20 protein-coding genes and 2 pseudogenes are annotated in these 24,376 nt (G+C 39.2%); 7 read left to right on the top strand and 15 right to left on the bottom strand.

Going from position 1 to position 24,376, the window contains the following annotated elements; translation table 11 throughout:
- The first annotated feature begins 24 nt into the window (after positions 1-24).
- From L4D12_RS23700 to L4D12_RS23690, 3 genes are all read left to right on the top strand, one after another.
- On the top strand, positions 25-1,224 hold the full coding sequence (locus L4D12_RS23700; RefSeq protein ID WP_428450296.1) for an MFS transporter: 1,200 nt from the start codon (positions 25-27) through the stop codon (positions 1,222-1,224).
- 292 nt (positions 1,225-1,516) lie between these two features.
- The gene (locus L4D12_RS23695; protein WP_428450295.1) at positions 1,517-2,275 is read left to right on the top strand and encodes a hypothetical protein; all 759 of its coding nucleotides are present in this window, start codon (positions 1,517-1,519) and stop codon (positions 2,273-2,275) included.
- 2 nt (positions 2,276-2,277) lie between these two features.
- Positions 2,278-3,390 (top strand): tetratricopeptide repeat protein, encoded by a 1,113-nt coding sequence (locus tag L4D12_RS23690; RefSeq protein WP_428450294.1) that lies wholly within the window; start codon positions 2,278-2,280, stop codon positions 3,388-3,390.
- 105 nt (positions 3,391-3,495) lie between these two features.
- Here L4D12_RS23690 and L4D12_RS23685 read toward each other — a convergent pair whose 3' ends face one another.
- From L4D12_RS23685 to L4D12_RS23675, 3 genes are all read right to left on the bottom strand, one after another.
- On the bottom strand, positions 3,496-3,795 hold the full coding sequence (locus L4D12_RS23685; RefSeq protein WP_428450293.1) for a hypothetical protein: 300 nt from the start codon (positions 3,793-3,795) through the stop codon (positions 3,496-3,498).
- Between the two features lie 179 nt (positions 3,796-3,974).
- Positions 3,975-4,748 carry an aminoglycoside phosphotransferase family protein gene (locus tag L4D12_RS23680; RefSeq protein ID WP_428450292.1) on the bottom strand — a complete coding sequence of 258 codons (774 nt, stop codon included), beginning with the start codon at positions 4,746-4,748 and terminating at the stop codon, positions 3,975-3,977.
- Positions 4,749-4,851: 103 nt separating this feature from the next.
- Positions 4,852-5,283 carry a GNAT family N-acetyltransferase gene (locus L4D12_RS23675; RefSeq protein WP_428450291.1) on the bottom strand — a complete coding sequence of 144 codons (432 nt, stop codon included), beginning with the start codon at positions 5,281-5,283 and terminating at the stop codon, positions 4,852-4,854.
- Between the two features lie 183 nt (positions 5,284-5,466).
- Here L4D12_RS23675 and L4D12_RS23670 point away from each other — a divergent pair.
- A pseudogene (locus tag L4D12_RS23670) lies at positions 5,467-6,140 on the top strand (tRNA (adenine(22)-N(1))-methyltransferase).
- A gap of 82 nt (positions 6,141-6,222) precedes the next feature.
- Here the strand turns inward: L4D12_RS23670 and L4D12_RS23665 are convergent.
- The 3 genes from L4D12_RS23665 to L4D12_RS23655 form a co-directional block, all read right to left on the bottom strand.
- Positions 6,223-6,879, bottom strand: a complete 657-nt coding sequence (locus tag L4D12_RS23665; protein ID WP_428450290.1) for a hypothetical protein — start codon at positions 6,877-6,879, stop codon at positions 6,223-6,225.
- Positions 6,880-7,024: 145 nt separating this feature from the next.
- Positions 7,025-7,609 carry a DUF308 domain-containing protein gene (locus tag L4D12_RS23660; RefSeq protein ID WP_428450289.1) on the bottom strand — a complete coding sequence of 195 codons (585 nt, stop codon included), beginning with the start codon at positions 7,607-7,609 and terminating at the stop codon, positions 7,025-7,027.
- Between the two features lie 62 nt (positions 7,610-7,671).
- Positions 7,672-8,187, bottom strand: a complete 516-nt coding sequence (locus tag L4D12_RS23655) for a GNAT family N-acetyltransferase (protein ID WP_428450288.1) — start codon at positions 8,185-8,187, stop codon at positions 7,672-7,674.
- 463 nt (positions 8,188-8,650) lie between these two features.
- On the opposite strand from L4D12_RS23655, the gene L4D12_RS23650 reads away from it, so the two are divergent.
- Complete coding sequence (locus L4D12_RS23650) at positions 8,651-8,815, top strand: hypothetical protein (RefSeq protein ID WP_428450287.1); 165 nt, start codon at positions 8,651-8,653, stop codon at positions 8,813-8,815.
- Between the two features lie 274 nt (positions 8,816-9,089).
- Here the strand turns inward: L4D12_RS23650 and L4D12_RS23645 are convergent, their stop codons facing one another.
- A complete protein-coding gene (locus tag L4D12_RS23645) occupies positions 9,090-9,596 on the bottom strand; it encodes a general stress protein (RefSeq protein ID WP_428450286.1) in 507 nt (168 codons plus the stop codon).
- Positions 9,597-9,929: 333 nt separating this feature from the next.
- Entirely contained in the window at positions 9,930-12,053 is a 2,124-nt protein-coding gene (locus L4D12_RS23640) for a glycoside hydrolase family 20 protein (protein WP_428450285.1), read from the bottom strand.
- 1,166 nt (positions 12,054-13,219) lie between these two features.
- Here L4D12_RS23640 and L4D12_RS23635 point away from each other — a divergent pair.
- Both L4D12_RS23635 and L4D12_RS23630 read left to right on the top strand, forming a co-directional pair.
- The gene (locus L4D12_RS23635; protein ID WP_428450284.1) at positions 13,220-14,461 is read left to right on the top strand and encodes an SGNH/GDSL hydrolase family protein; all 1,242 of its coding nucleotides are present in this window, start codon (positions 13,220-13,222) and stop codon (positions 14,459-14,461) included.
- 311 nt (positions 14,462-14,772) lie between these two features.
- The gene (locus tag L4D12_RS23630) at positions 14,773-17,586 is read left to right on the top strand and encodes a leucine-rich repeat domain-containing protein (RefSeq protein WP_428450283.1); all 2,814 of its coding nucleotides are present in this window, start codon (positions 14,773-14,775) and stop codon (positions 17,584-17,586) included.
- Positions 17,587-17,700: 114 nt separating this feature from the next.
- Here L4D12_RS23630 and L4D12_RS23625 read toward each other — a convergent pair whose 3' ends face one another.
- The 7 genes and pseudogenes from L4D12_RS23625 to L4D12_RS23595 all read right to left on the bottom strand — a co-directional run.
- Positions 17,701-18,285 (bottom strand): hypothetical protein, encoded by a 585-nt coding sequence (locus tag L4D12_RS23625; protein ID WP_428450282.1) that lies wholly within the window; start codon positions 18,283-18,285, stop codon positions 17,701-17,703.
- Entirely contained in the window at positions 18,282-18,749 is a 468-nt protein-coding gene (locus tag L4D12_RS23620; protein WP_428450281.1) for a DUF6892 domain-containing protein, read from the bottom strand. The genes L4D12_RS23625 and L4D12_RS23620 overlap by 4 nt, the downstream gene beginning before the upstream one ends.
- 61 nt (positions 18,750-18,810) lie before the next feature.
- Entirely contained in the window at positions 18,811-19,284 is a 474-nt protein-coding gene (locus L4D12_RS23615; protein WP_428450280.1) for a hypothetical protein, read from the bottom strand.
- Between the two features lie 54 nt (positions 19,285-19,338).
- The gene (locus L4D12_RS23610) at positions 19,339-20,043 is read right to left on the bottom strand and encodes a hypothetical protein (protein WP_428450279.1); all 705 of its coding nucleotides are present in this window, start codon (positions 20,041-20,043) and stop codon (positions 19,339-19,341) included.
- Positions 20,044-20,330: 287 nt separating this feature from the next.
- The gene (locus tag L4D12_RS23605; protein WP_428450278.1) at positions 20,331-22,226 is read right to left on the bottom strand and encodes a leucine-rich repeat domain-containing protein; all 1,896 of its coding nucleotides are present in this window, start codon (positions 22,224-22,226) and stop codon (positions 20,331-20,333) included.
- Between the two features lie 102 nt (positions 22,227-22,328).
- On the bottom strand, positions 22,329-24,101 hold the full coding sequence (locus tag L4D12_RS23600; protein WP_428450305.1) for a leucine-rich repeat domain-containing protein: 1,773 nt from the start codon (positions 24,099-24,101) through the stop codon (positions 22,329-22,331).
- A gap of 15 nt (positions 24,102-24,116) precedes the next feature.
- A pseudogene (locus tag L4D12_RS23595) lies at positions 24,117-24,376 on the bottom strand (IS4 family transposase); the annotation flags it as partial.

Below are 24,376 nucleotides of genomic sequence, written 5' to 3'. Positions count from 1 at the left end.
TTTTACAGCCTGTTGGGCTTTACTATGATCGAAAAAAATACCCCCGCCTATCGAAAAGCCAGTTTTTCCTTAACGTTAGGCTCTTTTCTGGTGTTTTGCAATCTCTATCTTTTTCAGCCTATGCTGCCTGTTATGGCGCATCATTTCGCTGTAACAGAAACGCAAATCAATTGGCTGTTAGCTGGTGGCACTCTGATGTTAGCCATAACCTTAGTCCCTTGGGCGGTGGGATCTGAGATCATTGGCCGACGAAAGGTCATGATGGTGAGCCTGTTTTTACTGCCCGTAATTGGTATGGCGATGGTTTTTGCAGAGAATCTGTTTTGGTTAACCATTGCAAGAGGCTTGATGGGCGCGGCACTGGCTGGGTTTGCCGCTGTTGCGGTGGCTTATATGGCGGAAGAATTTACCCCCTCGGCCTTAATACTTGCCGTTGGCAGCTATATCAGTGCAAATTCATTGGGCGGTATTTCAGGGCGTTTATACGGCGGCTTCATGACTGAGCATTTTGGTTGGCATGCTGCTGTCATCGGCATGGCGATATTCAGTTTGTTAGGCGCCTTATTAGTCAACTATTTATTGCCACACCAACAACACTTTGTCGCTAAAAAAGGACAGCTGAAACAACATACAAAATCGGTAATTTACCATCTTCACCAACCTGTTCTGTGGTTCGCAATGCTGCTTGGGGGGATCAACTTTGCTCTATTTGTAAACCTCTATTCTGTAATGGGATTTCGCTTGGTTGCGCCACCTTATAATTTGCCGGTAAGTTATGCGTCAATGATCTTTCTTTGTTATTTAACCGGAACGGTCACCGCACGTTTGAGTGGTCGTTGGGCAGAGAAATTCGGTTCAATTTCAGGGATGGTGCTCGGCGTTACGATTAGCATGCTTGGAATGTGGGTTGCGATCATTGATTCAATTTATGCGATGTTAATTGCATTACTGCTGATAAGCTCAGGTGCTTTTTTAACCCATTCACTGGCCTACGCGTGGGTGAGCCATAAAGCCACTGATGCAAAAGCGACTGCAACCGCTTTATATTTAGTCCATTACTATGTTGGTGGCAGTCTGGGCGGGTTTTTCTTAATTTACTGCTGGCAGCACGGTGCGTGGTTGGGGGTTGTTGCAGGAGGTTCGATTTTGTATTTATTGGCTTACCTCATTTGCTGGTATTTGCATAAATCACTCAAAGAAACACCTTACATTTCTGCGAGTTAGATTACATAACATGATGATTTAACCTACATAATTCTCAGTGTAGGTTTCATTTGTTTGGTTCGTTTGATGCCATCTTGATACGGTTCTTATCAGCTTACTTGACATTACTTATTCCTGCATCAACGCAAACGTGAAGTAGTTCTAACCATTGAAATGCAACAACGTATTGTGGTGACATTTGATGACCGATAATTAATTTCGTGTAAATATCAGCATAATTAATTTACGTTTATTTTGTAATAAAAACTTCAGAACATTAATTACAATAATGTCATTATTCAATGGAGGTTAAATGTCAACACAGCAACGTCTTCCTGTAAATTACGCTGACATGGTCAAGAATAGTAAGCTGGTTCTTTTGGGTGAATCCAGTCATGCAATTCCTCACTATAAAGTAGAACTTATTAGGGCATTAAAAGCATTGAAAGCTTTGGGTTTTACCCATTTTGCAATGGAAATGCTTCCTATATCACTAAAAGAAAAAATTGATTTATACAATCGCACTGGTCGTGGTAAAGACTCTCTAATAAATCATTTTAAAGCATACTGGTCAAATGTAGATGTTAACTACTATCAAGATATAAGCACAACTGCAAAATCACTAGGTATGGTGATTGTTCCATTAGATATACCTTATGAACAATTTGATTTATACCCTGATGAGTGTTCAGTTGAATCACTAAAAAATAAAACATGTAAAGATCTTCATATTGTAAGAAATGAATCATGGGCAAAAACTCTGGTAACATTAGTAAATAGAGGAAATAAAGTTGTTGCATTTATGAGTAAGTGGCATGTCGTTAGACGGTCTAAATACGATATTGGTGTCAGAAGTCTTGTGAGACAAATGAATAGTAATGCTGTTGCAATAAAGATTAGTGGTGGGTTATATTGCTTATCTCCTACAGAATGTGATGATAGAACAGACGAAACAGATAGTTTCTTTAATCAAAGATATTACACGAAATCCGCGAGAGAATTTGTGAAAGAAATAGAGTTTTCAAATTATACTATTCATCTCCCTGAAGTCGAAGACTCAAGAGCAATGTAAATATGGACATTAAAATAATCACTTTATTTTTGATACTTACCTCCTTACCTTGTTTTGCTTTTTACAACCCTAATGCAAAATTTTGGAGCTACGACATTAATTCGCCTAATTTAACCCCCGAGCAAGCCAGTGAGCGTTGTAAACAAAGTTTAACCCAAGACACCATAGCAGCAGCCCAATGGTGTACAAAAGCCTATGCGCTAGGTGATGATTATGCTTTGCATTTAGTCGAGGAGCTTACTGGTATAACGCTTGATCAATTTCACACTATGCAAAGAAATGCCAACGATGGCGATATTATTGCAACGAATAGATTAGCGCATTTCTATTATTACGGTAATTTTGTAGATCAAGATTATACCATGGCAATTCAACTCTACGAGAAAGCCTATGAACAAGGCGGAATGAAACCCGCATTATTTCTTTCGAGAATATACTCTAAAAATAATCCTGCTATGGATTATCAACCAGATCGTGCTATTGCTATTCTCGCCGACCTAAGTAATCGACCTTATCAGAAAAGTATTCTGGATTACCCTGAGCGTCAGCAAGATGCCATAGAAATGCTGGCTAGGCATTACATGCATGGTGAGATAGTCAACCATGATTATTCAACTGCAATGCGGTTATTTCAAGAAGCCAACAAATTAAGTAATAAGCAGTTTTCATCTGAAATTGGCTATATCTACTTTCATGGTTTAGGTGTTAAACAAAATTACAAGCTAGCATTTGAACATTTTTCTGATGGTAACAGCTATGACTCGGTTGTTGCAAAAATTAATAATGATGAGATTTCACTTAGTAGTGAAGCTATCTTTTATCTTGGACTAATTTATTATCATGGTTTACTTGATGAACCTGATCTCGACAGCGCCTATCAATTATTTGATATGAGTGGAGGATATGAGTCACGAGGAGATCCAACCCGCTATATAATAAATCCCTCCTATAAAAGTGAACTTTATTACTTATTAGGATATATGCTAGAATTTGGATTGGGCACAAAGTCAAATATTGAATATGCAACTTATTTTTATGGACAATCTGTTAAAACTCACGGACCATTTGCTAATAAGAGCAAATTGAGACTCAGTAAATTTGAATCTGAAAAATAAAGTTTGGATAATGTCATACAGAGCTAAGTGTTCGCAGTGTCATGCCGTTGAACACTTATTCTGCTGATGTCATCTAACTATGTGACATTTACCACATTAATAATATCAATTTGGATTTTGATTATCATCGGGCTGAACAACAATGGTTGTTTCATAAATTTTGCGATTTAACATTTCACTTTCAGAGGCGAGACGATCGGCTTCAATCGCATCCTGAAGAGACTGTTTCTCTTCGCCCTTGAATACATCAGTAAACGATCCTAATAAATCAGTGAAAATAGTAGGCATGATAGGAATCGCCAATAACACATTCAGTAAAATATAATTGACTGATTCATTTTCCAACGCCAGCACTATCGTCCACAGGCAAAAAGGGATCCCTAAAATAATATACATTTTCTTCATATTGCTTCTCCATAAGCATCATTACAAATTTGTAAAACCACCTTATTCAAACATTAAAAACCGCTTTATGACCATAACGTGGTAGCCTCCCTGCCCCCTCGGAGCGACTTAATCATCTATGTACCTACTACTAAAAGGTTGAGTACATATTCTGGAAGGATCACTGTTTAGCACATTAACTAAAACAAACTATCTGTGATTTGCACTTTATTCCGCTTTAAATATTCGATGTCGGCTAGATACGCAAAATGATGGCCATCTTTGATGTTTTCAATGAACGCCTCATTACCGCTGCTCGCTTGACTGTGCATATAGTCAACCAAAGCTTGAATCCTATCGATCATCGTCATTACCAAACACTCTCGATAAACGTTTTCTAAGCCATAAGCATCACAAAACTGTTTTGCTCTTATGGACTGAGACATCACATCTCCCATTGCGTCATATTCATGGGTTTTAAATGGGGCCCAACAATATACAGCATATGCGACATCCCAAATCCTTGGCGCTGGATGCGCGGTATCGAAATCAAAAATTCCAACAACCGTATTTCCACTTAGTGCCACATTGTATGGCGCATAATCACCATGACAGATGACTTCTTGTGGCTCTCTTATCGGTAAAAGCCATTTTAAATTATTACATTGTTCGCTTTGAACAAATGTCACTGTCACATCGTGATAGTGACGTAACAATGCAGCAGCGGAACATAATGCTTCTGTCGTTGATACTGCACCAACTAAAGGGTAGTTATAAACATCGCCTGAAACGTAAGACAGGATCTCATTACCATTGAGATCAAAACCATATGATTGCGGAGCAAAATCAAATTGCTCACTGTGTAAATGAGCAAATAGTTGATGAATGGATTGCGACCAAAATCCACTTGGACGATAGACTTTATCACCTGATCGATGAATAAGGCCATCACGCCCACCTTGAAGTGCTTCCATAACTCTCCTTGTGCATGAAATAGATTGGACACATCGTAAATGGCACGAGCTCCTCTCATCAAACTCTGCCCACGCCAAACTCGCTGCTTAATTTGCTTTCCTGCTAGCGTTCAGAAAGATATTTTCTTAGGCCTATTCGATTATGTCCTGCAGGAAAATTCTCAAAACAAGTAAACTCTTCAAATCCTAGGCGTTGATAAAATACGGGGGCCTGCCAGCTTTGTGTCCACAACCATAAGCCTGACAGCGCTTGTGTCTTTGCATACTCTTCAGCTCTTTCCATTAGTTGCTTGCCCAGTCCTGTCCCGCGGCAACGTTCATCAACCCAAAGCTCATCGATATACAGCCATCCCCACAATATATCAGCTGTTAGTGCAGCAATGAGATTGCCTTGCTCATCCTGAACCGTCCAATTTACTCGTTCCTTATTATAAGGAGGAGCCTCTTGTCTCTGACTATGGGACTCAAAACCGGCTGTTAGTTCAGCTTGTTTCTGCGTATCAAGTACACCTGTCGTGAAATCAATTTTCGGCATTTTCTCTCTCTGATATTAACTTTTTATCATCACCATTGTAGCGGCTGTAGTCTCCTCAATTCAACGCGGAGATACCCGTTAATTCATGCGTATTTTCTCTCGCAATCAGGCATAACAAAATCTCGCTAAAACATAGAAAACCATTACAATACGCCAGCTTTTTAAACCGATGATGAGACCCACTTGAAACTCAGTAAAAGACTTAAACACATAGAGCAAATAGTAACATCAGACTACACCATATTTGGGATTGTTGTTGTGACCATGGTTTTTTAGGTACCGCCCTTTTATCACGGCAAGCGGCTAAATATGTTCATTTTGTCGATATTGTGCCTGAGCTGATGCAAGTCATCGAGGCAAAGCTGCACCGTTTTTACTCTGATTCTGTTTCAATCTGGCAGACGCATTGTCTTGATGTGGCAGAATTACCATTACAGCAATACGAAGGAAAGCATCTTGTAATTATTGCAGGGGTCGGGGGTGACTTAATCACCCAATTCGTCGAGCGTATTCACCGTAACTATCCTGATCTAGAGATTGATTTTCTATTGTGCCCGGTACACCATCAGTTCACTTTACGTCAAAAACTGGCCCAGTTAAATTTCAGTTTAAAACATGAACTGCTAGTAGAAGACAACCAGCGATTTTATGAAATCATCTATGTGTCATCCACTCCGGATGAGAACATGAAAGTCAGCTCGGTTGGGGAAAAGATTTGGCAGTCAGCAACTGAAGAGCAAGCCAATACCGTTGAGCTATACCTTGAAAAAACACTCAGTCACTATTGCCGAATCCAGCAAGGCAATACAAATAAAGGGGCTCATATCGTAAAAGCCTATCAAGCAATCACGCTTTAACCAATAGCCGTCAGTTAACAAAGGCGAGATACAGAGGCAAGCGATGCTTACCTCTGTATCATAATATGTTGCATAGTATTTATCAGCGGTACTCGCTTGGTTGATCATCAGTGAGTAACTTATGCGCTAAAGACAAGGACGTCATGGTGATGATGGTGACCAAAAAACCAAGCATGCTCATTACCACTTGAGGAACCCCCATTATTTGTAGCGGCCAGAGAATTAAACCCAAAGCGACTGGAAATAGAGCGACTACACAAAATACATATAACGTCTTGCCAGATGTCAATTCCCAGGCATAAGGGAAAGAGACCTCTTTACCAATCGCAATTGCAGGGAAAACAAGTGATAACCGACACGCAATGATCCCCGTAATAATGAGAAGAAAAATAACTGCATATCCCAGCAATGAGCCCAACGTTGCTGCCACGAGGAACATGATGGATAATAATAAGCCATGCCCCATAAACCTCAGCTCAATAGCCCCAATCTTGAATCGCCCCCATTTAGGTACGGAGTCAGGCCCATTAATGACTATATTGTGTACATTAACTGCAACGATTGAATACAACACATAGATTAGGATATTACTCGCAAATGCCACCCATGAACTGTTGATAGAACTTGCAGACAACTCTAAAAACAGTGAAATCGCTATGGGCAGTAATGTTGCCTGGAAAAGTGCTTTTTTATACGATTTCACGTATAAAAAAGAACCAAGAATCGTTTTCAAAATCATATCAATTAACWCCAAATAGAACGTTTAATTTTAACATAATCAAGTGTTGGATAAATAATACTGCTTTATTAATTAAACATTTATAATTGCAAGTAAATTAGATGGTTATGCAAAAACCAATTCATAGTAAACTAATACACCATATTCAATTTAGCATACCATTAGATCTTTCTGACCTTATTTTATATGCCAATTCTGCTTCCGCAATTTTTGTATCAGCCTCTTTTCTTGTTAATACTTCCTGTTCACACAACCAGTTAAACTTAGCTATCTCATTATCAATTTCATTTTCTGTGTTTACTTCGCCATACCAATCTAATAATTGATTCTTTTTCCTTCGATTTATCTCATTTATTATTATATCGTGATTTTTATCATGAATGACAAATACATTACCTCTTTCAGCTTTAAAAACTGAATATTTTACTTTTGAAAAATACCCGAAAAACACACAAAGCAGACCAACAATAAGCCAAAAACCTTTGCCTGTAAGTGGTGCGTTAAAATATATTGCATATCCCAATTGAAATACACCAATAGCACACCATAATAAACCTACATTTCGAAGCCATTCATTCTGTTCTATGCTCAATGACGACTTTTTAGGAAAATCTGCATAGTTCATATCAACATCATCAGCACCACTTTTATCTTCAAATGCGAAATTAAACGTCTCATCTGAAAAAGTAAATGTATGCTTATTCGCTCGCTTTTTTTGTTCTATTTTCATTATTTACTCTTTTCAATTTATTTTTGACAGCTATCAAATGATAGTCACGGTAGCAAGACTGACTAAAACGGTACTCCTACTAGTTTTACTTCGGTATCTGGCCACTTTTTATTCAGTGAGTGAACCATCGTGTGCCCAGTAACCAGCCACTCTTTACTCAGGTTTAATGCCTTAAGATTATTAATACAATGATAACCGCTGGAGGCATACACCTCTTCATCACCGAACAATATGGAGAATGCATCACCATTGGCTATTCTTGCGTGATGGATCTTCCCTAATAACTGTTTGACTGCTCCTTTTCCTCTGTGCTCGGGATGAACACAAACCTCTGCTATGCCACAAATAGGTTGCGAGCTGCCATTAACGAATACTTGTTTGTCATGTACTGCAATATGTGCAACGAGATCATTGTTTTCCCAAAGCATATACCGATGCTGAGGCATCTCGTTGTAGTAGCGTTGGCGGCTAAATATTTCTGCATCATCACCTTTGACGAAACAAGTACTAAGAAGACGTCTGATCTGTCGATCCAATGCTTCTGAAACATCAGTATCTTTTATGTATTGAAAATGCATCGAAGTCATCCTTGATCTCTGACTTGTCTGATAAGTTATTTACCAACGTTACTGTTGATACTGTGACTAAATTGACTATGCCACAATGCTACCGCCCTAGGTGGTAGCCCATATTCACATAGTCACGAAATGTAAGCTGTATGATACCAATAGATTCAATGTCGAACCTGATCAGCATCTAATTTCTATTGAAAATATCGATACTTATCAAGTGTATATTCTACTTTGTATGAATATTCCCAATAGGGTTACTTTATCCAGATTGAAAACGATGGTGAGACTTATAGTGAATTTTTCTTAAGACACCATGATATGAAAACTGCCAGAGAACAATACATTAGAATTACTAATCCTGAAACATAAAAAATTAACGTAATTAAATTACTCAATTTATTTGACGACAGTCACATTCCGAGTAAAATTCGCGCTATCTTTTGAAAGCAAATTACACAAGGTGGAGAAAATGAACGCAGCACTTCTATCAACATTAGATACTAAAGAAACAGCGACAGTAGAAACAGTATCATCGTCTGCGACCACTTCTCTAGGTGAAATCGCAACAGTTGCAACCATGTGCCTAGCAACGTCAGCTGTTGTTGTACTACTAAGCCTTACCTGGCTACTATAATCCAACCCTTAACGTTGATGTGGAGCGATACTCCCCCCTCACCTTTTATGAGAGTGTCGCTAAAATCCTTTCTTTAATCACTTCATTATTGGTTTATCACGATTGATATTCGTATTATACCAACCCAAATAAGTCTTTGATCATACCTATAAAATTAGACTGACTGAAAACAGTGAAATTATCACTAATGCAGTAGCGAGAAAAAGACGGGATAAAAAAAGAGGCAACACTTTGGTTACCTCAAATTATTTCATAGCAGATCTTTTAGAAAAATTTAACCTTTGATATGGTCAACGTCGTAGTCAGCTAAAATAGCTTTAGCCTTAACGATATCTTCAGCATCGCCATGAACGATTACAAGGAATTTATCAGCTTTGATAGCAGAGTTGTATTTCACGATACTGTCTTTTGGAATACCGATACTTGCAAGTGCACCACCAATAGCACCCAAGCCACCTGTTACAACCGCGCCTTCAACCGCTCCCACAAGAGCACTCACGATAGGTCCAGCAACCATCACTGCACCAAGACCTGGAAGCCAGAATAGGCCAGCACCAAACAAAGCACCCCATAATCCGCCCCAGAATGCACCCGCCGTACCCCATGTTTTTACACGGTCACCGGTATTGTAGAAACCAGAGACATTCTCTTCGCTGTGATAACCTTTACCTAAAATCGAGATTTTCGATACATCATATTCTGCGTTCTTAAGTGTTTTAATAACAGCTTCAGCATCGGTATGGCTATCTGCGATAGTGATGATTTTTTCTTTATCTTTCATCTTAGTATCTCCAATTTTAGTTTGTTATATATTTACAATTCGATGGTAAGGCATCTGAAATGACTTTACATCAATATTGATTTTTATATATTTACTTTTTTGAGTTCTAAGATTTTAATTATCTTCACAACGAATGAAAAATACAAATCCGTACAAAAAAATCAATTACTAACATTTCACAACATGAATAAAATATATGGCAGACATTATTATGAATAATTCATGAATATTCTTGTACATTTCCACCTTAAAATTGATATTTATTCTATATATAAAAACGGAGCACCATTCGATACTCCGTTTAGTTAAAGATGAACGTTATTGTTTAGCTTTTTACTTAAATATTCTGACCTCGTGAATCTGATAAGCTTCTTCTGTGCCCATCGTCACGCCTTGGATCCGGACAAAGCGAGCATCGACAGAAGGGAAAACGGTTTCTTCACCCATGGCCCCTGCACCATCTGCCGTAGCGGCCGTTTTCCAAGAAAAACCATCTTTCGATGTTTCAATTCGATACTTAGAAGCCCATCCTTTACCCCAGTCAATTGAGATACGACTAATAGTCTCTGGTTTATGCAAATCAATTGACAGCCATGCGCTCGAACCATCTTTCTTAGATGCTATCCAGCGTGATTTAGGATCACCATCAATCGCTGCTCCTGCATGGCCCAAGAAATTAACAGTTAATAACTTGGCGTTATCTGGCGCAGCACCTAATGCATAAATAATATCGCGATATGATGACCCATACGCGGATTTCGCTTTAACTAAATTACCGTCATAGGCAGGATTGCCTAGATCAAACGTTGGCGACTCACCCAGCGTATAGGCTAAATTCTGGAATTCCTCGAAGGGCAATACTGTCTCATTATTCCACATTTTCTGTGCTGCAATCTTGATAACATTACGCATACGCACATGAACATCATGATCGGTATATGCCCAATTTTTAGACCAACCAAGGTCATTCCAATTCGCAACAAATCCGCCCAAGAACTGAGGATCATTAATATCCGGAATCTGCCAGCCACCAGAGAACGTATTTAGATGCCAATTTTTGTACATGTTCGCTGGACTCACCGTATCCGGATAACCGGCATTACCTGTCGGTACTGTATAATAGGCATCATTTAGGTTTATCAATTTATAACCCGCACGGTATGCTTTTTCAGTATCAGCAAATGTACCAGCCCATACTTGGTGAACAATATCTTTATCAAGATCAGGACGATGAGGATTAGTTATCGTTCCTAAGTTACCCCAAACACGAATTTCGTTGTAACCCTTATCTTTCAGATAAGCATTCATTTCATTCATGTAGTTAACCATTTGAGCGGAGATAAGATGTTCCTTATCCATATCCTCACTCGCTGGCATACCAGCATATTCATCAGCACCAATGTGTAAATTATGGAAATAAGGTGCAAGCTGATCCCAGGTTGCCTTAATCACTTCCATGGTTTTGGCACTTCCAAGATCTAGGTGGTCAGGACGCATATCTGGATGACGCATTTCCGGGTATATCTTAGTAAACGACATAGCATGTGCAGGAGCTTCAATTTCACCTGTTAACTCAATACCTAGCGCATCTGCCATATCACGCAATTCTTGAAGATCCGACAGAGAGAGAACAAAAATATTATTATCCGGATCATGTTTAGAAGATACGCTGGCCAATTCTGGTAATGCATAGGTGTTCTTCAATTCCGCACTAAATCCGGCATACACCTTTTCACGCCATGTATCTTCAGCCCAATTACTTCCTGTAATCCCATCCCCCCAAATAATTTGATTATCGTTGAGATGAAGCTGAAACTCAGACATTTTGTAGTAAGACATAAAGCGTAGGTAATTTTTAAGAAATTCAACACTGGCACTTCGACGACCAATATCAATCATAAAACCACGTACTCGAACGGTCGGCTCATCTTGAATCAGACCGTTACTAAGCGAATCCTTACCATAAGCATCTTGCGATAGCATTTGTTTTAGCGTCGCAGACGCATAAGCCGCCCCCCGAATTTCAGGTGCCGTAATCACTACTTTTCCATCAATACTAACAGTATAACTTTCATCGTGCGCTTCAAGATCGTGCGCTGGCGGGATAAAGCCCGTGATGTTATAGACAATATCACCCGCTTCTCCCTCACCACCATTAGTGATGATCTCTAGTTCCATACCATTTAGTGCACGAAGGTCTTCATTAAATAACGCAGCGGTGTGCTCTAAAATAGCTAACGTTTTAGCGTCATCAGCGTTGATAATAATCCGTGATTTAGCCGTTAAATCCGTAAAGCCGGTTTTACCATGCCAAAACTTCAGGCTAGGGATTGTTTTCGGTGCTTCATTTATTACACCAACATTACCGCCCGGTACCCCATCCTTACCATCTTCACCGTCACAACCAGCCAGTATTAATCCAGCGGAAACCAATAATGCAAACCTACTTAATTTCATAAATCACTCCTTGTGAAAAATAAACAACCGGCATCACATTGAAATAGAACAGTTAGTGCGAAGAACAATGCCGATATGGGGCTCATACTAACGGATAAAAAATCGGCAAAAAATGACACAACGCCCAATTATTACACGCCACGAAAAAATAATTCTCGCTGTAACCTCTTGTTTATAAAATATTTTGTGACATTGCTTCAAGGGGACATGTATGTAGCGTGATCTTGCTTCACAGAACAAATAAACAGCCTTAATATTCACTAAGCACACGCTTTCCGTGTTTGAAAAAACAATCAAATTAGTCGATTTTGAGTCAGTAATGACCACAAGATTGACTGATTTGAACAGTAACAAATAGCAAACTCACTTCATTTAAGTTTTGTGTACACGTTCGAACTATAAAATTCACGTTAAAAAATAAACAACACTATCCATAAAAAATTTAAGGTTCGATGGAGGAACTACATTTCGAAGCCCGAAAAATAAGCAGGATTTACAAGACTTGGCCTTATTGCAACCCTAATCGCTCGATTAAGTGAACGGGAATAGCAACAACCAACGCCCATCTGAACGGAAGTGATACCATGTGTGTTAGTAGTACGTGACTCAATTGTAGAACCAATACACATTAAGAAATCATCAAATCACATCAAAGGATCGCTACTCTAGATCCGTCATAAAGAAAGAAATTATTTCGAGCGAGTAATGCCCTGTCTGTTATATATGTCGATGTAAATAAAGACCAATGATATTCATCCATCTCGATTAAATAATATTACAAACCGAAAACAAACTAATAAATAATATTATTCTATTACCTGGTTATTTATTGATCACTCCATTTTGCAATGCCATCTAATGTAGTCGTGGTGCTAACGCTGATTTCTTCTTTCCTTCGCTAAAATTATAGAATTTATGATATCACTTTAAACGATGTTTGATATGTTATTGTTTTTATTATAAAATCTTAGACCTTCATTTATGCGGTTATTGTACTGGATTGTCTTGGATATACAATTCATTACAAACATGATTAAAATGATAAATAAAGTTTACTACTTTATGTCGTTGCTGGTTTATTAAGACTTCGTTATTTACCATCAACGATTCTAAGACTAAACCAGTATTTAATTTCCATTTAATTTTAGGACCATAAGGACATTACTATGAATAAATACTTACTGTTGGCTAGCTGTATCTTGGCTGCTCCAGCTTTCGCTGATAACCTACCACTAACTCCTGAAACCGAAAGCATTAGCAATACGCCAGAAGTGCAAGGCAAGCAAACTTACACCTACGTTCGCTGTTGGTATCGACCAGCTCAAAACCATGACGACCCGTCTACGGACTGGGAGTGGGCATTAGATGAAAATGGTGATTACTACACCATTGATGGGTATTGGTGGTCTTCCGTTTCATTCAAAAACATGTTCTATACCAATGTAAGTCAAACGGATATCGCCACCCGATGCGAAGAAACGTTAGGTGTCGACCATACTGCTGCTGACATTTTATACTATGCCTCAGACAAAAATGTCTCATATAACCACAGTATCTGGACTAATGATGTTGCATCAAACAACAAAATTAATCGCATTATCGCGCTAGGCGATAGTTTGTCAGATACAGGTAATATATTTAACGGTTCACAGTGGGTATTCCCAAACAGAAATTCATGGTTCTTAGGCCATTTCACTAATGGTCTGGTCTGGACTGAATATCTAGCTAAAAATAAAGGCGTTCCTCTTTACAACTGGGCTGTTGGTGGTGCTGCAGGCACAAACCAATATGTCGCTTTAACAGGCATTTATGATCAAGTCACGTCTTACCTGACATACATGGAAATGGCCAAAAACTATAACCCCCAAAATAGCTTAATCACGCTGGAGTTTGGTTTAAACGATTTCATGAATTATAACCGCAAAGTCGCGGATGTTAAGGCGGATCTAAGTAGTGCTTTAATTCGTTTAACCGAATCAGGTGTCAGCAATATTCTCTTGTTTACCCTGCCTGATGCAACCAAAGCACCACAATTTAAGTACTCGACTCAGGATCAGATCGACACTGTACGAGCAAAAATTATTGAGTTTAATTCTTTTATCGAAGAACAAGCCAAGCTCTATCAAGATAAAGGTCTGAATGTGGTTCTGTATGACGCACATAAATTATTCGAGCAAATTACATCAAATCCGAAGCAACATGGTTTTGAAAATGCGACAGATGCTTGCCTAAATATTAATCGCAGTTCATCTGTTGACTATATGTATAGCCACGCACTAACCAATGATTGTGCTTACCATAGTTCGGACAAGTACGTTTTCTGGGGCGTAACTCACCCAACAACAGCAACTCATAAATACATCGCCGATCAAATCATCAAAACGAAGCTTGATCAATTCAACTTCTAAAACTAGAACAAAGAGGTAATCCTAAAAGACCTGTCTGAATATTAGACATCAGGTCACTAAGATGATGTATTGCTAATCAGCAGTTGCTCCTTGCGAATGTTGATTAGCATTACTCACATCAATCATCAGCAATTTAACCATATTACTTATATTTCATTGTCTGATTCGTTTATTTCTAGATTGTTATATATAATTGTTTTTAGTGGTTTTTATTGTTTCAACATTCATTTTGTTACCAGTCTGTAATTATGAAGGGAATTAAAAAATCACACAATTCACTTAATAATCACATAATAATTACACGGCGCACCATGACTAAAATAAAACTGACTGACGCTAATGTATCAGATGGCCTTACCTATAATCCAAAGATTAAAACCATTGAGTATTTTGGTACAGTAGCACAGCCCATCTGGGCTGACATTGGTGCTGCATTTCCCAATGTGTGTGAATTTTTAGATCGGGATACGCGTTCACCACGAACACTGAATACAGATTTCTTTCGTGCCTTCCCTAACTTAAACGAACTGGCGACGAAAGCATCCCTCAATCTGACTGGGCTTGATGTTTCCGAAATGCCCCTCATTACCAATATGCTTGGTGATGCCATTATTGAAAATGGTGCAGATTTAGGCCTATTTTTAAGCCAATGCCAAGACAAAGAACTCTCTGTAACGGTACTGGCTGGTGATGTGATCATCCCTAAAGAAGACATCCCCCGAGTGCATCAGCTCACGTTAAACTTGGTGAATGTAGCAAAAGTCGATCTTGATTTTTCACAATGTGATCGCCTGAAACACCTCAATATCAATCAACCAAAAAGCAAAGTACCGCTTTCAGTGCATTACAGAATGCCGCGTCAATTCGACAGCTTGTCACTTCGAATTCACAAGCTAGCCGAAACTAAGATAGAGTCACCTAAAAAATTGAAAACAGTGGTGATCGACGTAAAATCGCTCCAGAAGGGCTGCGAGTTTCAGATCAATGGGTTGGTTGAATGCAACAATTTCAACGTTCACTTAGTAGGAAAAGTAACACCTCAAAATCTGTATCCTGATCTCAAACATTTGCATTATTTAACATTATCACTACCAGGAATTGCTGGCGAGATACCCGCATCTTTTTTATCTGGTATTGAGACAATCAAGTACGAGATGACACTAAAGCAAGATGCATCATTTGAATCTCTGCACGCCCTACTCACTCGATGCTCGACCCTTGAAAAGCTTATTGTGCCGGCGCTTAGTCTAGCCAGCATTGGTGCACTCACCGCAGCCCCTCAACTTAGAAACTTAGAGATAACTGGCGAGGCCATGAATGGTAAAATATGGCCTAAAATGCAATCGCTCGTTTCGCTAACTATCGACAAAGCAACGGCCGCTGAGCTTCCGGCAGAGTTAAGAGCTATTGAGCAACTATGCTACTTAACATTAACCAACTGTGCCCTTTCAGGCTTGGGGGATCTCTCATCCATGAGCAGCCTCTACTACGCCAAGATTTTTATGGACGCAAAATCTGATTCTGCGAGCCACATGACGTTTGATGAGCTGCTCACCATTCCCAACCTGAAATCGGTCACGCTAGAGCCACACCCGCATTCTCAGCCGATTGAAATGCTGCTGCACTTACGCTTGCTTACACACAACATCACCCTCAAGCGAGCTAAAATGGCTCGGCGCGGAACACAACTTGTTGATGAAAGCCGTATTCTTCAGCTGAGTGATTTACCGGATGTCGCCAAATCACGCTTCTTCAGCCTACTTTATAACACTACCAATCTTGCACAGTTAGCGTGCGACGACCCGCTATTGCACTTAACCTTTTTAGAAGCCGGTTATAAACCCCTGCATGCAGGCACAATGCAATGGCTTGGCGAACAAGCAAAACACAACCTGCAAGCAAAGCCGTTGGATATAAATAGCCGAATCTATATTTGTGGCAAGAGCTACCTCAAGCGTGCAACACTCAATAAAAAAGCAAGCGACTACCAATTTACCATTGCTGAACAACTCGATGATAGCGTGACCCATGTAGTGATCGGGCAAAAACCCGAATCAATCATTCAAATTAATCACGATATACATACCATTATTGATGATTCTGTATTGGCCGAGTGGTTCGAGCAACAGGCACCAAAGTTCTTGCAGCAACCTCAAGCGAAAAATCAGGGAATGGTAGAAAATCTCATCTCAATGCTCCGCTCACCCGATCAAAACGCCCATCACGTTGCTATTGCGATGCTTGAGCAAGGTGGCATCACCGATGAGATGTTAATTCCACTCTTTTTCCTGCTAAAAACCAATGCGGATAAAGCCTTTAGAGACAAAATTAGAGGAATACTCAAAGGTAAAGGGTGCGGTATGTTTCAAAAAGCCGTTCACGACAAAGTCATGTTTTATGATGTTCGAGGCTTGAATGATATTGGCCTGCCTGCTGGCGAAGCGGAATTTTATAAGCGTCTGTCTCGACGGCTAAAACATTGGGGACAAGAGCTATGCTTGGCGTTTTCCCGCGAATATTTCCAGCATTATGGCGATGGTCTGTTATTGCTCTTAACTCGTAAAGAAGAGTCGCCGGTACGCGTCGATACGATCAATGATTTGGTTGAGGGTGAAACACTCAATTGGCATCGTGGATGCGGCTTTCATCTAGTCTTAGCAAAAGCCGATGACAAGCAACGACTTAAGTGCCACCGTTCATCCGAATATTATTTGACAGACGGTTATGTGACCGATCTTAAAACAGTATTACCAACATGGTTGCCTAAAGCGCGTTCCATTCGCGAACTGAACCTTGAAAACTGTAATCTTGGCGCATTACCAAAGGGGTTCGAACATTATACTGACGCCACTCGATTAAACTTACGTTTCAATCACCTGTCAGATTTGCCTGCCAACCTGAAAAAGTTTACCCAGCTAGAAGAGCTTGATTTATCTTACAATCATTTCTATCAATTTCCGGCTGTTTTATACCAATTAAAATCATTGAAAAAACTCGATTTTCGACGCGCGAGTCAGCCTCATATTTTCGGTGACTACCAAACAAAGTATGAAATCGTCACTGTACCGCAGGATTTTCGTGACGCTTTCCCAGATTGTGTGATTCTTGATGGTGCTGAGGCCTAACAAAAAACAGGCTCGCCATTAAGGGGAGCCTGTTCATTAAGAGAAACTAAGGCAATATACGTCAGGCGTTTAGTTATGGTTTAGGCTAGCTAAGTGATAGGTATTAGATGAACATCAGTAGGTTTCAAACATCATGATGCTGATTTTTTTTGCCTTATCATGGCTGAAATTAAAGGTAATGTAATAACTCACATCCGCTTTTGTTGAGTCTGATAACGCAAACTGTCTTTCATCTTCTGTGATTGCCCGAGTTGAGTCGAAAACGGCCACATAATCATCAGCATCGTTATTTTGTTGGGTTAAACGCATTCCCAACATGGTTTCTATACGGCTACGGCTCATACCCAAACAAAACTCACCGATACAGATTGGTAATGTTTTCGTCGTCATCTGGCAGCTCATGTCGGGATTCTGATTAAAAATACTAATATGGTTCACCGCATAGCCATCGGCCAACATGTTAGCGCTCAATATTGCATACGTACCATTTGATGAATAGCAATAGCCTTGTTCGTACTCATGGTATGGAATGTCTTGGAGCTTGGCAGAACCAAGCTGTTCAATTACAGCCTGTTGTTGGGTTTGATTGATTGTTACGCCAATATACTCTGTGGGCAACTCAGCAGCTAACACGGTGTATCCAGTAAGAAAATGCACCATACTCAACACAATAACAGCAGTGACTTTTTTTAAATTCAATTAACAACAGTCCCATTTTCTATCAGCTTTTCTACCACTTCTGTCGTTAAACCTAAGCAATCATTAACCTCGTCAAGCTTCAACTCAAGTAATCGCTCCGCATCAGTGACAACACTAAGATCAAGCAGCTCTAAGCAGGATAGATTTTTCATTTTCTCGATCCCTGAAAATGACTGAATGTTAAATTCATCACCTTCACCATCCCAATTAGGCATCACTAAAAAGTGCGTTTCACAACATTCACCACTAAGTAAGGTGACTTTTGCAAATTGTTCATCCGTGATATCTATCGACAACAGCAAGTCTTTAACTTCAAGTATGCAATCAAACCACTGATATTTAGGCGCATCACCAAATATCAACGCTGATAAACCCAATCCCGCAATGTCATCGATACGGTGTTTGATCGCTTCATCACAGTGATATAAATCGTCTAACGCTAATAGCTTTAAATTCTCATCCATCGTGGTATCCTTCGTTTTTCTTTATTTGATAATGTAATCCGAATTGATATACCGGCAAGTTTCATTTGAATGTAGGATAACCGAAAAATCCAATTGTCGCGTTTAATGAGACGCTTTCACCTACTTTAAATTCCGACATATCACTTTTTTCGATATCGTATTTAATAACTCCGTTTCTATTTTTCAATCGCAGGTATGTGAATTCGGTTGATTTAACACGTGTAGTCCCCATACCAACAATCTGAAATTCAATTGCACTCACATTTTGTGTTGAATATGTGTTATCTACCCATTTGATAATAAAGGTTGAAAGCAACAAGCAGATACCAAAAGAAATGAGCGTATAAACTTCATGGTTACAGTCATCATCAAAAACAAAGAAATACATCACCCCAGCTAAAAGTAAGCTGATACAGACACTGATTACACCTAATGCCCCAGAATCCTGCGTTTTATGAAAAGCAACGAAAACGAGACTAATCATACTTCCTGCAAAGCCTAAAAAAGTGAGAGATATCAAAATTTTCTTGCACATATACCCAACTGATAACTGTAATAACAATTAACGACAAATTTATCGGCCATAATATTAACCTTGAGATATATGTATCCAGTAGACGGGCAGCAAATACTCATCACAGCCAATGCATTCAAACTTATTTTGTCCCATCGGTTTAAAGATTAACTCAACTGGATTATCTGTAACTCTTGTCTTCGGTTCACAATAATTACCTTTGTCAGAAAAATCACTCACAGCTGTAAATATTATCTCTCCATCTTTTAAACACATATTATAGTTGCGTTGGATATTGCTCTTATTACCACGAAGCCATGCTCGATATTTATCAATTTGTATATTAGAACTACCGATAGTATCCCTATAGTATTCAGGGTATTTAACTTGTAGATCGAGGCTATTATTCGCATCTTGAATCGCATCACGGACAAAATATCCTTCATACTGATTTTCAGGCACGAGATAATCAAAATACAAAAAATCAAAATACACAAAAACATAACATCCAGCAGCGGCAAACAATACGATCAGTAGTGAACAGCCTTTTTTAGCATAGCTCGTACGCCAAAAACCCCATAATAAAAATGCGAGCCAAGCAAAACAACCAAGCCAAACGGTACCTAAATAGCTAAGAGTCTCTAGTGCATTCCTTGCAATATAGGAAGTAAAAGATCCAATATCGCCATCGAAATCACTGATAAAGGCAAGGATTATTAATCCCATACAAATAAGCAATGCAGACAACGACGAAAACTTTATAATCTGTAAGTTTTTCATAGTGTTAAACCAATTTCTAATGCATAAATCTTGGCGGTTAATATTTCGCCAATAGTTTGTTTGTTCATAGTGCACTAAACGCAATAAATTTATTTTCAGTATTATCCGGTGCTACTAATTGCTGAATTAAACAGCAAACAAATTGGTCGATTAGCCTGATACTAAGACAGATCTTCGACCTTTATGCTCTCTAGCGTGAAGGTGCAGAACTTATGTTTCTGCACCAATTTAAGGGTAATAAGATATTATGTAATAACATAAGAAAATTCTGATTCAGAAAATACGCTTTACTGCTTAATGACTTTCACATCATAATCAAAAGCATACTTATTCAGTGTCTTAAGTGTACTAGGAATCATAACTTGTGTTATTTTGTTATCATAAAAAGCATAACGACCAATACTTCTCACTGAATATGGAATGACGATACTTGTTAATGCATTATTTTTAAAGGCTTCGTGATCAATGACCGTCACGAAATCAGGTATTAAAACATTGGTTAACTCATTGAATGAGAAAGCACTGTTACCAATCTTAGTCAATGATTTAGGCAATATCACATTCTTCAATTTATTTTTTGAAAACACCTGAGTATTCAGAACAGTTATCGAACTTGGGATAACCACACTCGTAAGCGCATTCTCACGAAAGGCCGATGATCCAATTTCTGTAACAGAATTTGGAATTTTTATCTCTGTTAACGCATTATCTAAAAATGCGCTGTGACCAATAGTAGTGACAGAGCTAGGGATCACAACATGCGTCAACTGGTTTTGGTAAAAAGCATTTTGAGCAATGTAAGTTAGCGAATTGGGTAGCCTCACACTCTTCAGTTTATTATCAGAAAAAACTGAACCACCCATGTTTTTTATTGAATCAGGGAGCACCAGATCGGTTAAGGCATTATCACAAAATGCTTGATATTTTATTTCTGTGACCGTATTGGGTATTTCAACCGCCGTCAAAACATTATGTGAAAACACGCCTCCACTAATGGTTTTTAGGGAATGTGGAATTGTCACACTCATCAACATATTATGGGAAAATGCTTCTTCATCAATACTTGTAACTGTCTCTGGAATACTGATATCCGTTAACTTGTTCTCCCAAAATGCACGCTTACCAATGCTCGTAACAGAGTCAGGAATCACTATATTTGAAATTGCATTATATTCAAATGCACTCTCAGCTATCGATGTGATTGAATCTGGAATTAAAATATGGGTTAACTCGTTGCGGGCAAATGCGCTACGACCAATCGTTATCACCGAATCAGGGATAGTCACACTGGTGAGTTTATTGCCCGTAAAAGCCATCTTACCAATACGAGTGACAGACGTAGGAATCGTGATGTGGGTTAATTGGTTACCATAAAATGCGAAATTATCAATTTCTGTCACTGCGGCTGGGATCACTAGACTTGTAAGCGGGTTGTCCTCAAAAATACCATTTTTAATTGTCTTCAAACCGTTCGGTAATACCACTTCTGTCAGATCATTGTTTGCAAAGGCTTTTTCACCAATGTAAGTCACTGACTGCGGAATCTTAACACTTACTAATTCATTATCACGAAAAGCTTCCATATCAATGCTTGTTACTGAATCAGGGAGCTGCAACTGCTCTAATCCATTTTGTGAAAACGACCGCCAGCCAATCGAAGTGACAGAGTCAGGTATAGTAACACTCGACAGTGCGTTATCCTTAAATACCCAATCCCCTATCTCGGTAAGTGAATGTGGCAGAGTAATACTGGTCAGATAATTGTCAGAAAACGCCCCTTTTTGAATAACGATAACCGATTCAGGAATGACTAACTCTTCCAGTTCATTGCTAGAAAAAGCATAAGCTCTAATATGGGTAACTGAGCTAGGGATAGTCAATTTACTTAACGCATTAGAAAAGAAGGCTCTTCGACCAATCTCGCTTACTGAGTTTGGTAAAATAACACTTGTTAAACCGTACTTAGAAAATGCATTTCTTCCTATACGTTTTACGGGCACACCACTCAGCGTATCTGGAATGATAATATCTGTGTACTTAGATCGGTAAGCGACAATGGCCCCCGTACTTGGTTCAAACGTGACATCATCAAGAGTCAGCACTTTTGCCACTCCCGCATGACAAGCTGAACTAATCAAGCTGAAAAGAACAAATAAGATATAGAACAATTTTTGGAGTTTCATTTATTTCACTTCGCAGAGGAACAGCATTGCTCTTTAAGAGAGAGTGCAACGCATTATTAATGTATGGAAACCAGAGTAACGAAATCAACAATAATCCTAACCTTATTGTTTGGTGATTTTTACATCCTGATCAAAAGCATCCTGACTGATCGTAGTCACTGAACTCGGTATGATAACACTTGTTAACTTATTACCCTTAAATGCACGATTGCCAAGAGTCGTCACCGAACTCGGGATAGTAAGGCTTGTCAGTGCGTTTTTGCTAAATGCGCCATACTGAATCTTGGTTACCGAGTTGGGAATCGTGACATTTTCGAGCTGATTCTGCTCAAAAGTATCCCCTTCAATGCTGGTAACGGAATTCGGAATGGTAATATTGGTCAATAAGTTGTTCTTAAATGCGCCATATTCTATGACCGTGACTGAATCCGGGATGCCCACTTTTACTAACTGGTTATCCTCAAAAGCCTCCCCTTCAATGGTCGTTACTGAGTCAGGTATATTGATACGAGTTAACGCATTACCCGCAAATGTTCGATACTCAATAGCTGTGATTGACGGTGGAATTTTCACACTTGTGAGTGCGTTATCAGCAAAAGCAGAACGCCCGATAGTCGTTACTGAGTTTGGTATCTCTACCGCTGTTAACGCGTTTTTATAAAATGCTCCCATCTTGATGGTCGTCACTGAATTGGGGATTTTCACGCTCGTTAAGCAATTATTCACAAAGGCATTCTCACTTATTGTTTCCAGTGATTTCGGTAATGTTACCTTCTTCAGTTTATTTTCAGCAAATGCGTAACCTTCAATTATTTTTACTGTGTCTGGAATAACCAACTCTGTCAGTGCATTTTTTGCAAAGGCCTCATAACCAATGGTGGTGACTGTATTAGGAATTGTAATTGATGTTAATGCGTTATGCTTAAACGCCCAACCACTGATGGTTTTTAGCGAACGAGGCAGAGTCACACTCGTCAGTTTATTATACGAAAACGCTGCTTTTCCAATCGTCAAGACTGAATACGGAATATTGATACTGGTTAATTGGTTACCGTAAAAAGCACGACTCTCTATCGTCGTGACTGAATTAGGTATACTCACTGTTGTTAGCGCATTACCCGAGAAAACCCCCTCTTCGAGGGTTTTAAGCCGATTAGGTATAGACATACTGGTTAATCGGTTATTAGCAAATGCCTCATAGCCAATTTTTTTTACCGATCGCGGGATAACTAAGCTTGTTAGTTTATTTTTGTAAAAAGCATTATCACCAATATAGGTTACTGAATCTGGAATATTTACCGAGGCTAATTGAGCACCATAGAATGCGTATTCATCTATCATTGTGACTGAATTTGGGATGACTACAGTTATTAGCGGGTTTTGCTCGAAGGTACTGGCTTCAATTTTTGTTATAGAGCTTGGAAGTACAACACTAGTAAGGTCATTTTTACCAAATGCTTTACTGGCTATACGCTTCACTGAATTTGGAATATCTACACTGGTTATCTCGTTAGCATAAAAGGCACCGGCACCGATAGTGGTCACTGAATCAGGGATAGACAAGGTTTCCAGGCCATTCTCAGCAAAGGCATAGGGTCCAATACTTACCACTGAGTTTGGAATATCTATACTTGCCAACGCATTATCATGAAATGCCCTACGGCCAATGGTCACAAGCGTGTTAGGTAACGAGATATGAGTCAGAAAATTATCCGAAAAAGCACTCTCTTTGATAACTCTAATTGAATCTGGGATCACCAACTCCGTTAGTTCATTGCTATAGAATGCTCTCTCACCGATGCTAATGACTGAGTGAGGAATAATCACATTGCTTAGCACATTTGAACCAAATGCTTTTTCATCAATAACCCGCAGTGCTGACGGATCCCCTCATAATTTGCCCAGCCCTTCGGTGTGAGTGAGTCGTTGATATTCAAGCATTGCCCATTGATATTGGGAGTCGTTAATTTGATATCGTCGATGAACTCGAACTTCCCGCCCAAGTCGTGGTATTGATAGGACTCTCCGGTGCTTGATGCTGTTAGCTTGAAAGTCAAAATGCCACTTTGCTTGTGCAGCCGCTAAACCATTCCACCACATTAAAATTTCAGCCAGTAACGCAATGAGCAGCAATATGTCTAAGCGTTTTG

This window comes from Photobacterium nomapromontoriensis, from assembly GCF_050336815.1.
In the GTDB taxonomy this organism is placed as follows: domain Bacteria; phylum Pseudomonadota; class Gammaproteobacteria; order Enterobacterales; family Vibrionaceae; genus Photobacterium; species Photobacterium nomapromontoriensis.
This window is presented reverse-complemented; position numbering and strand designations above follow the sequence as displayed.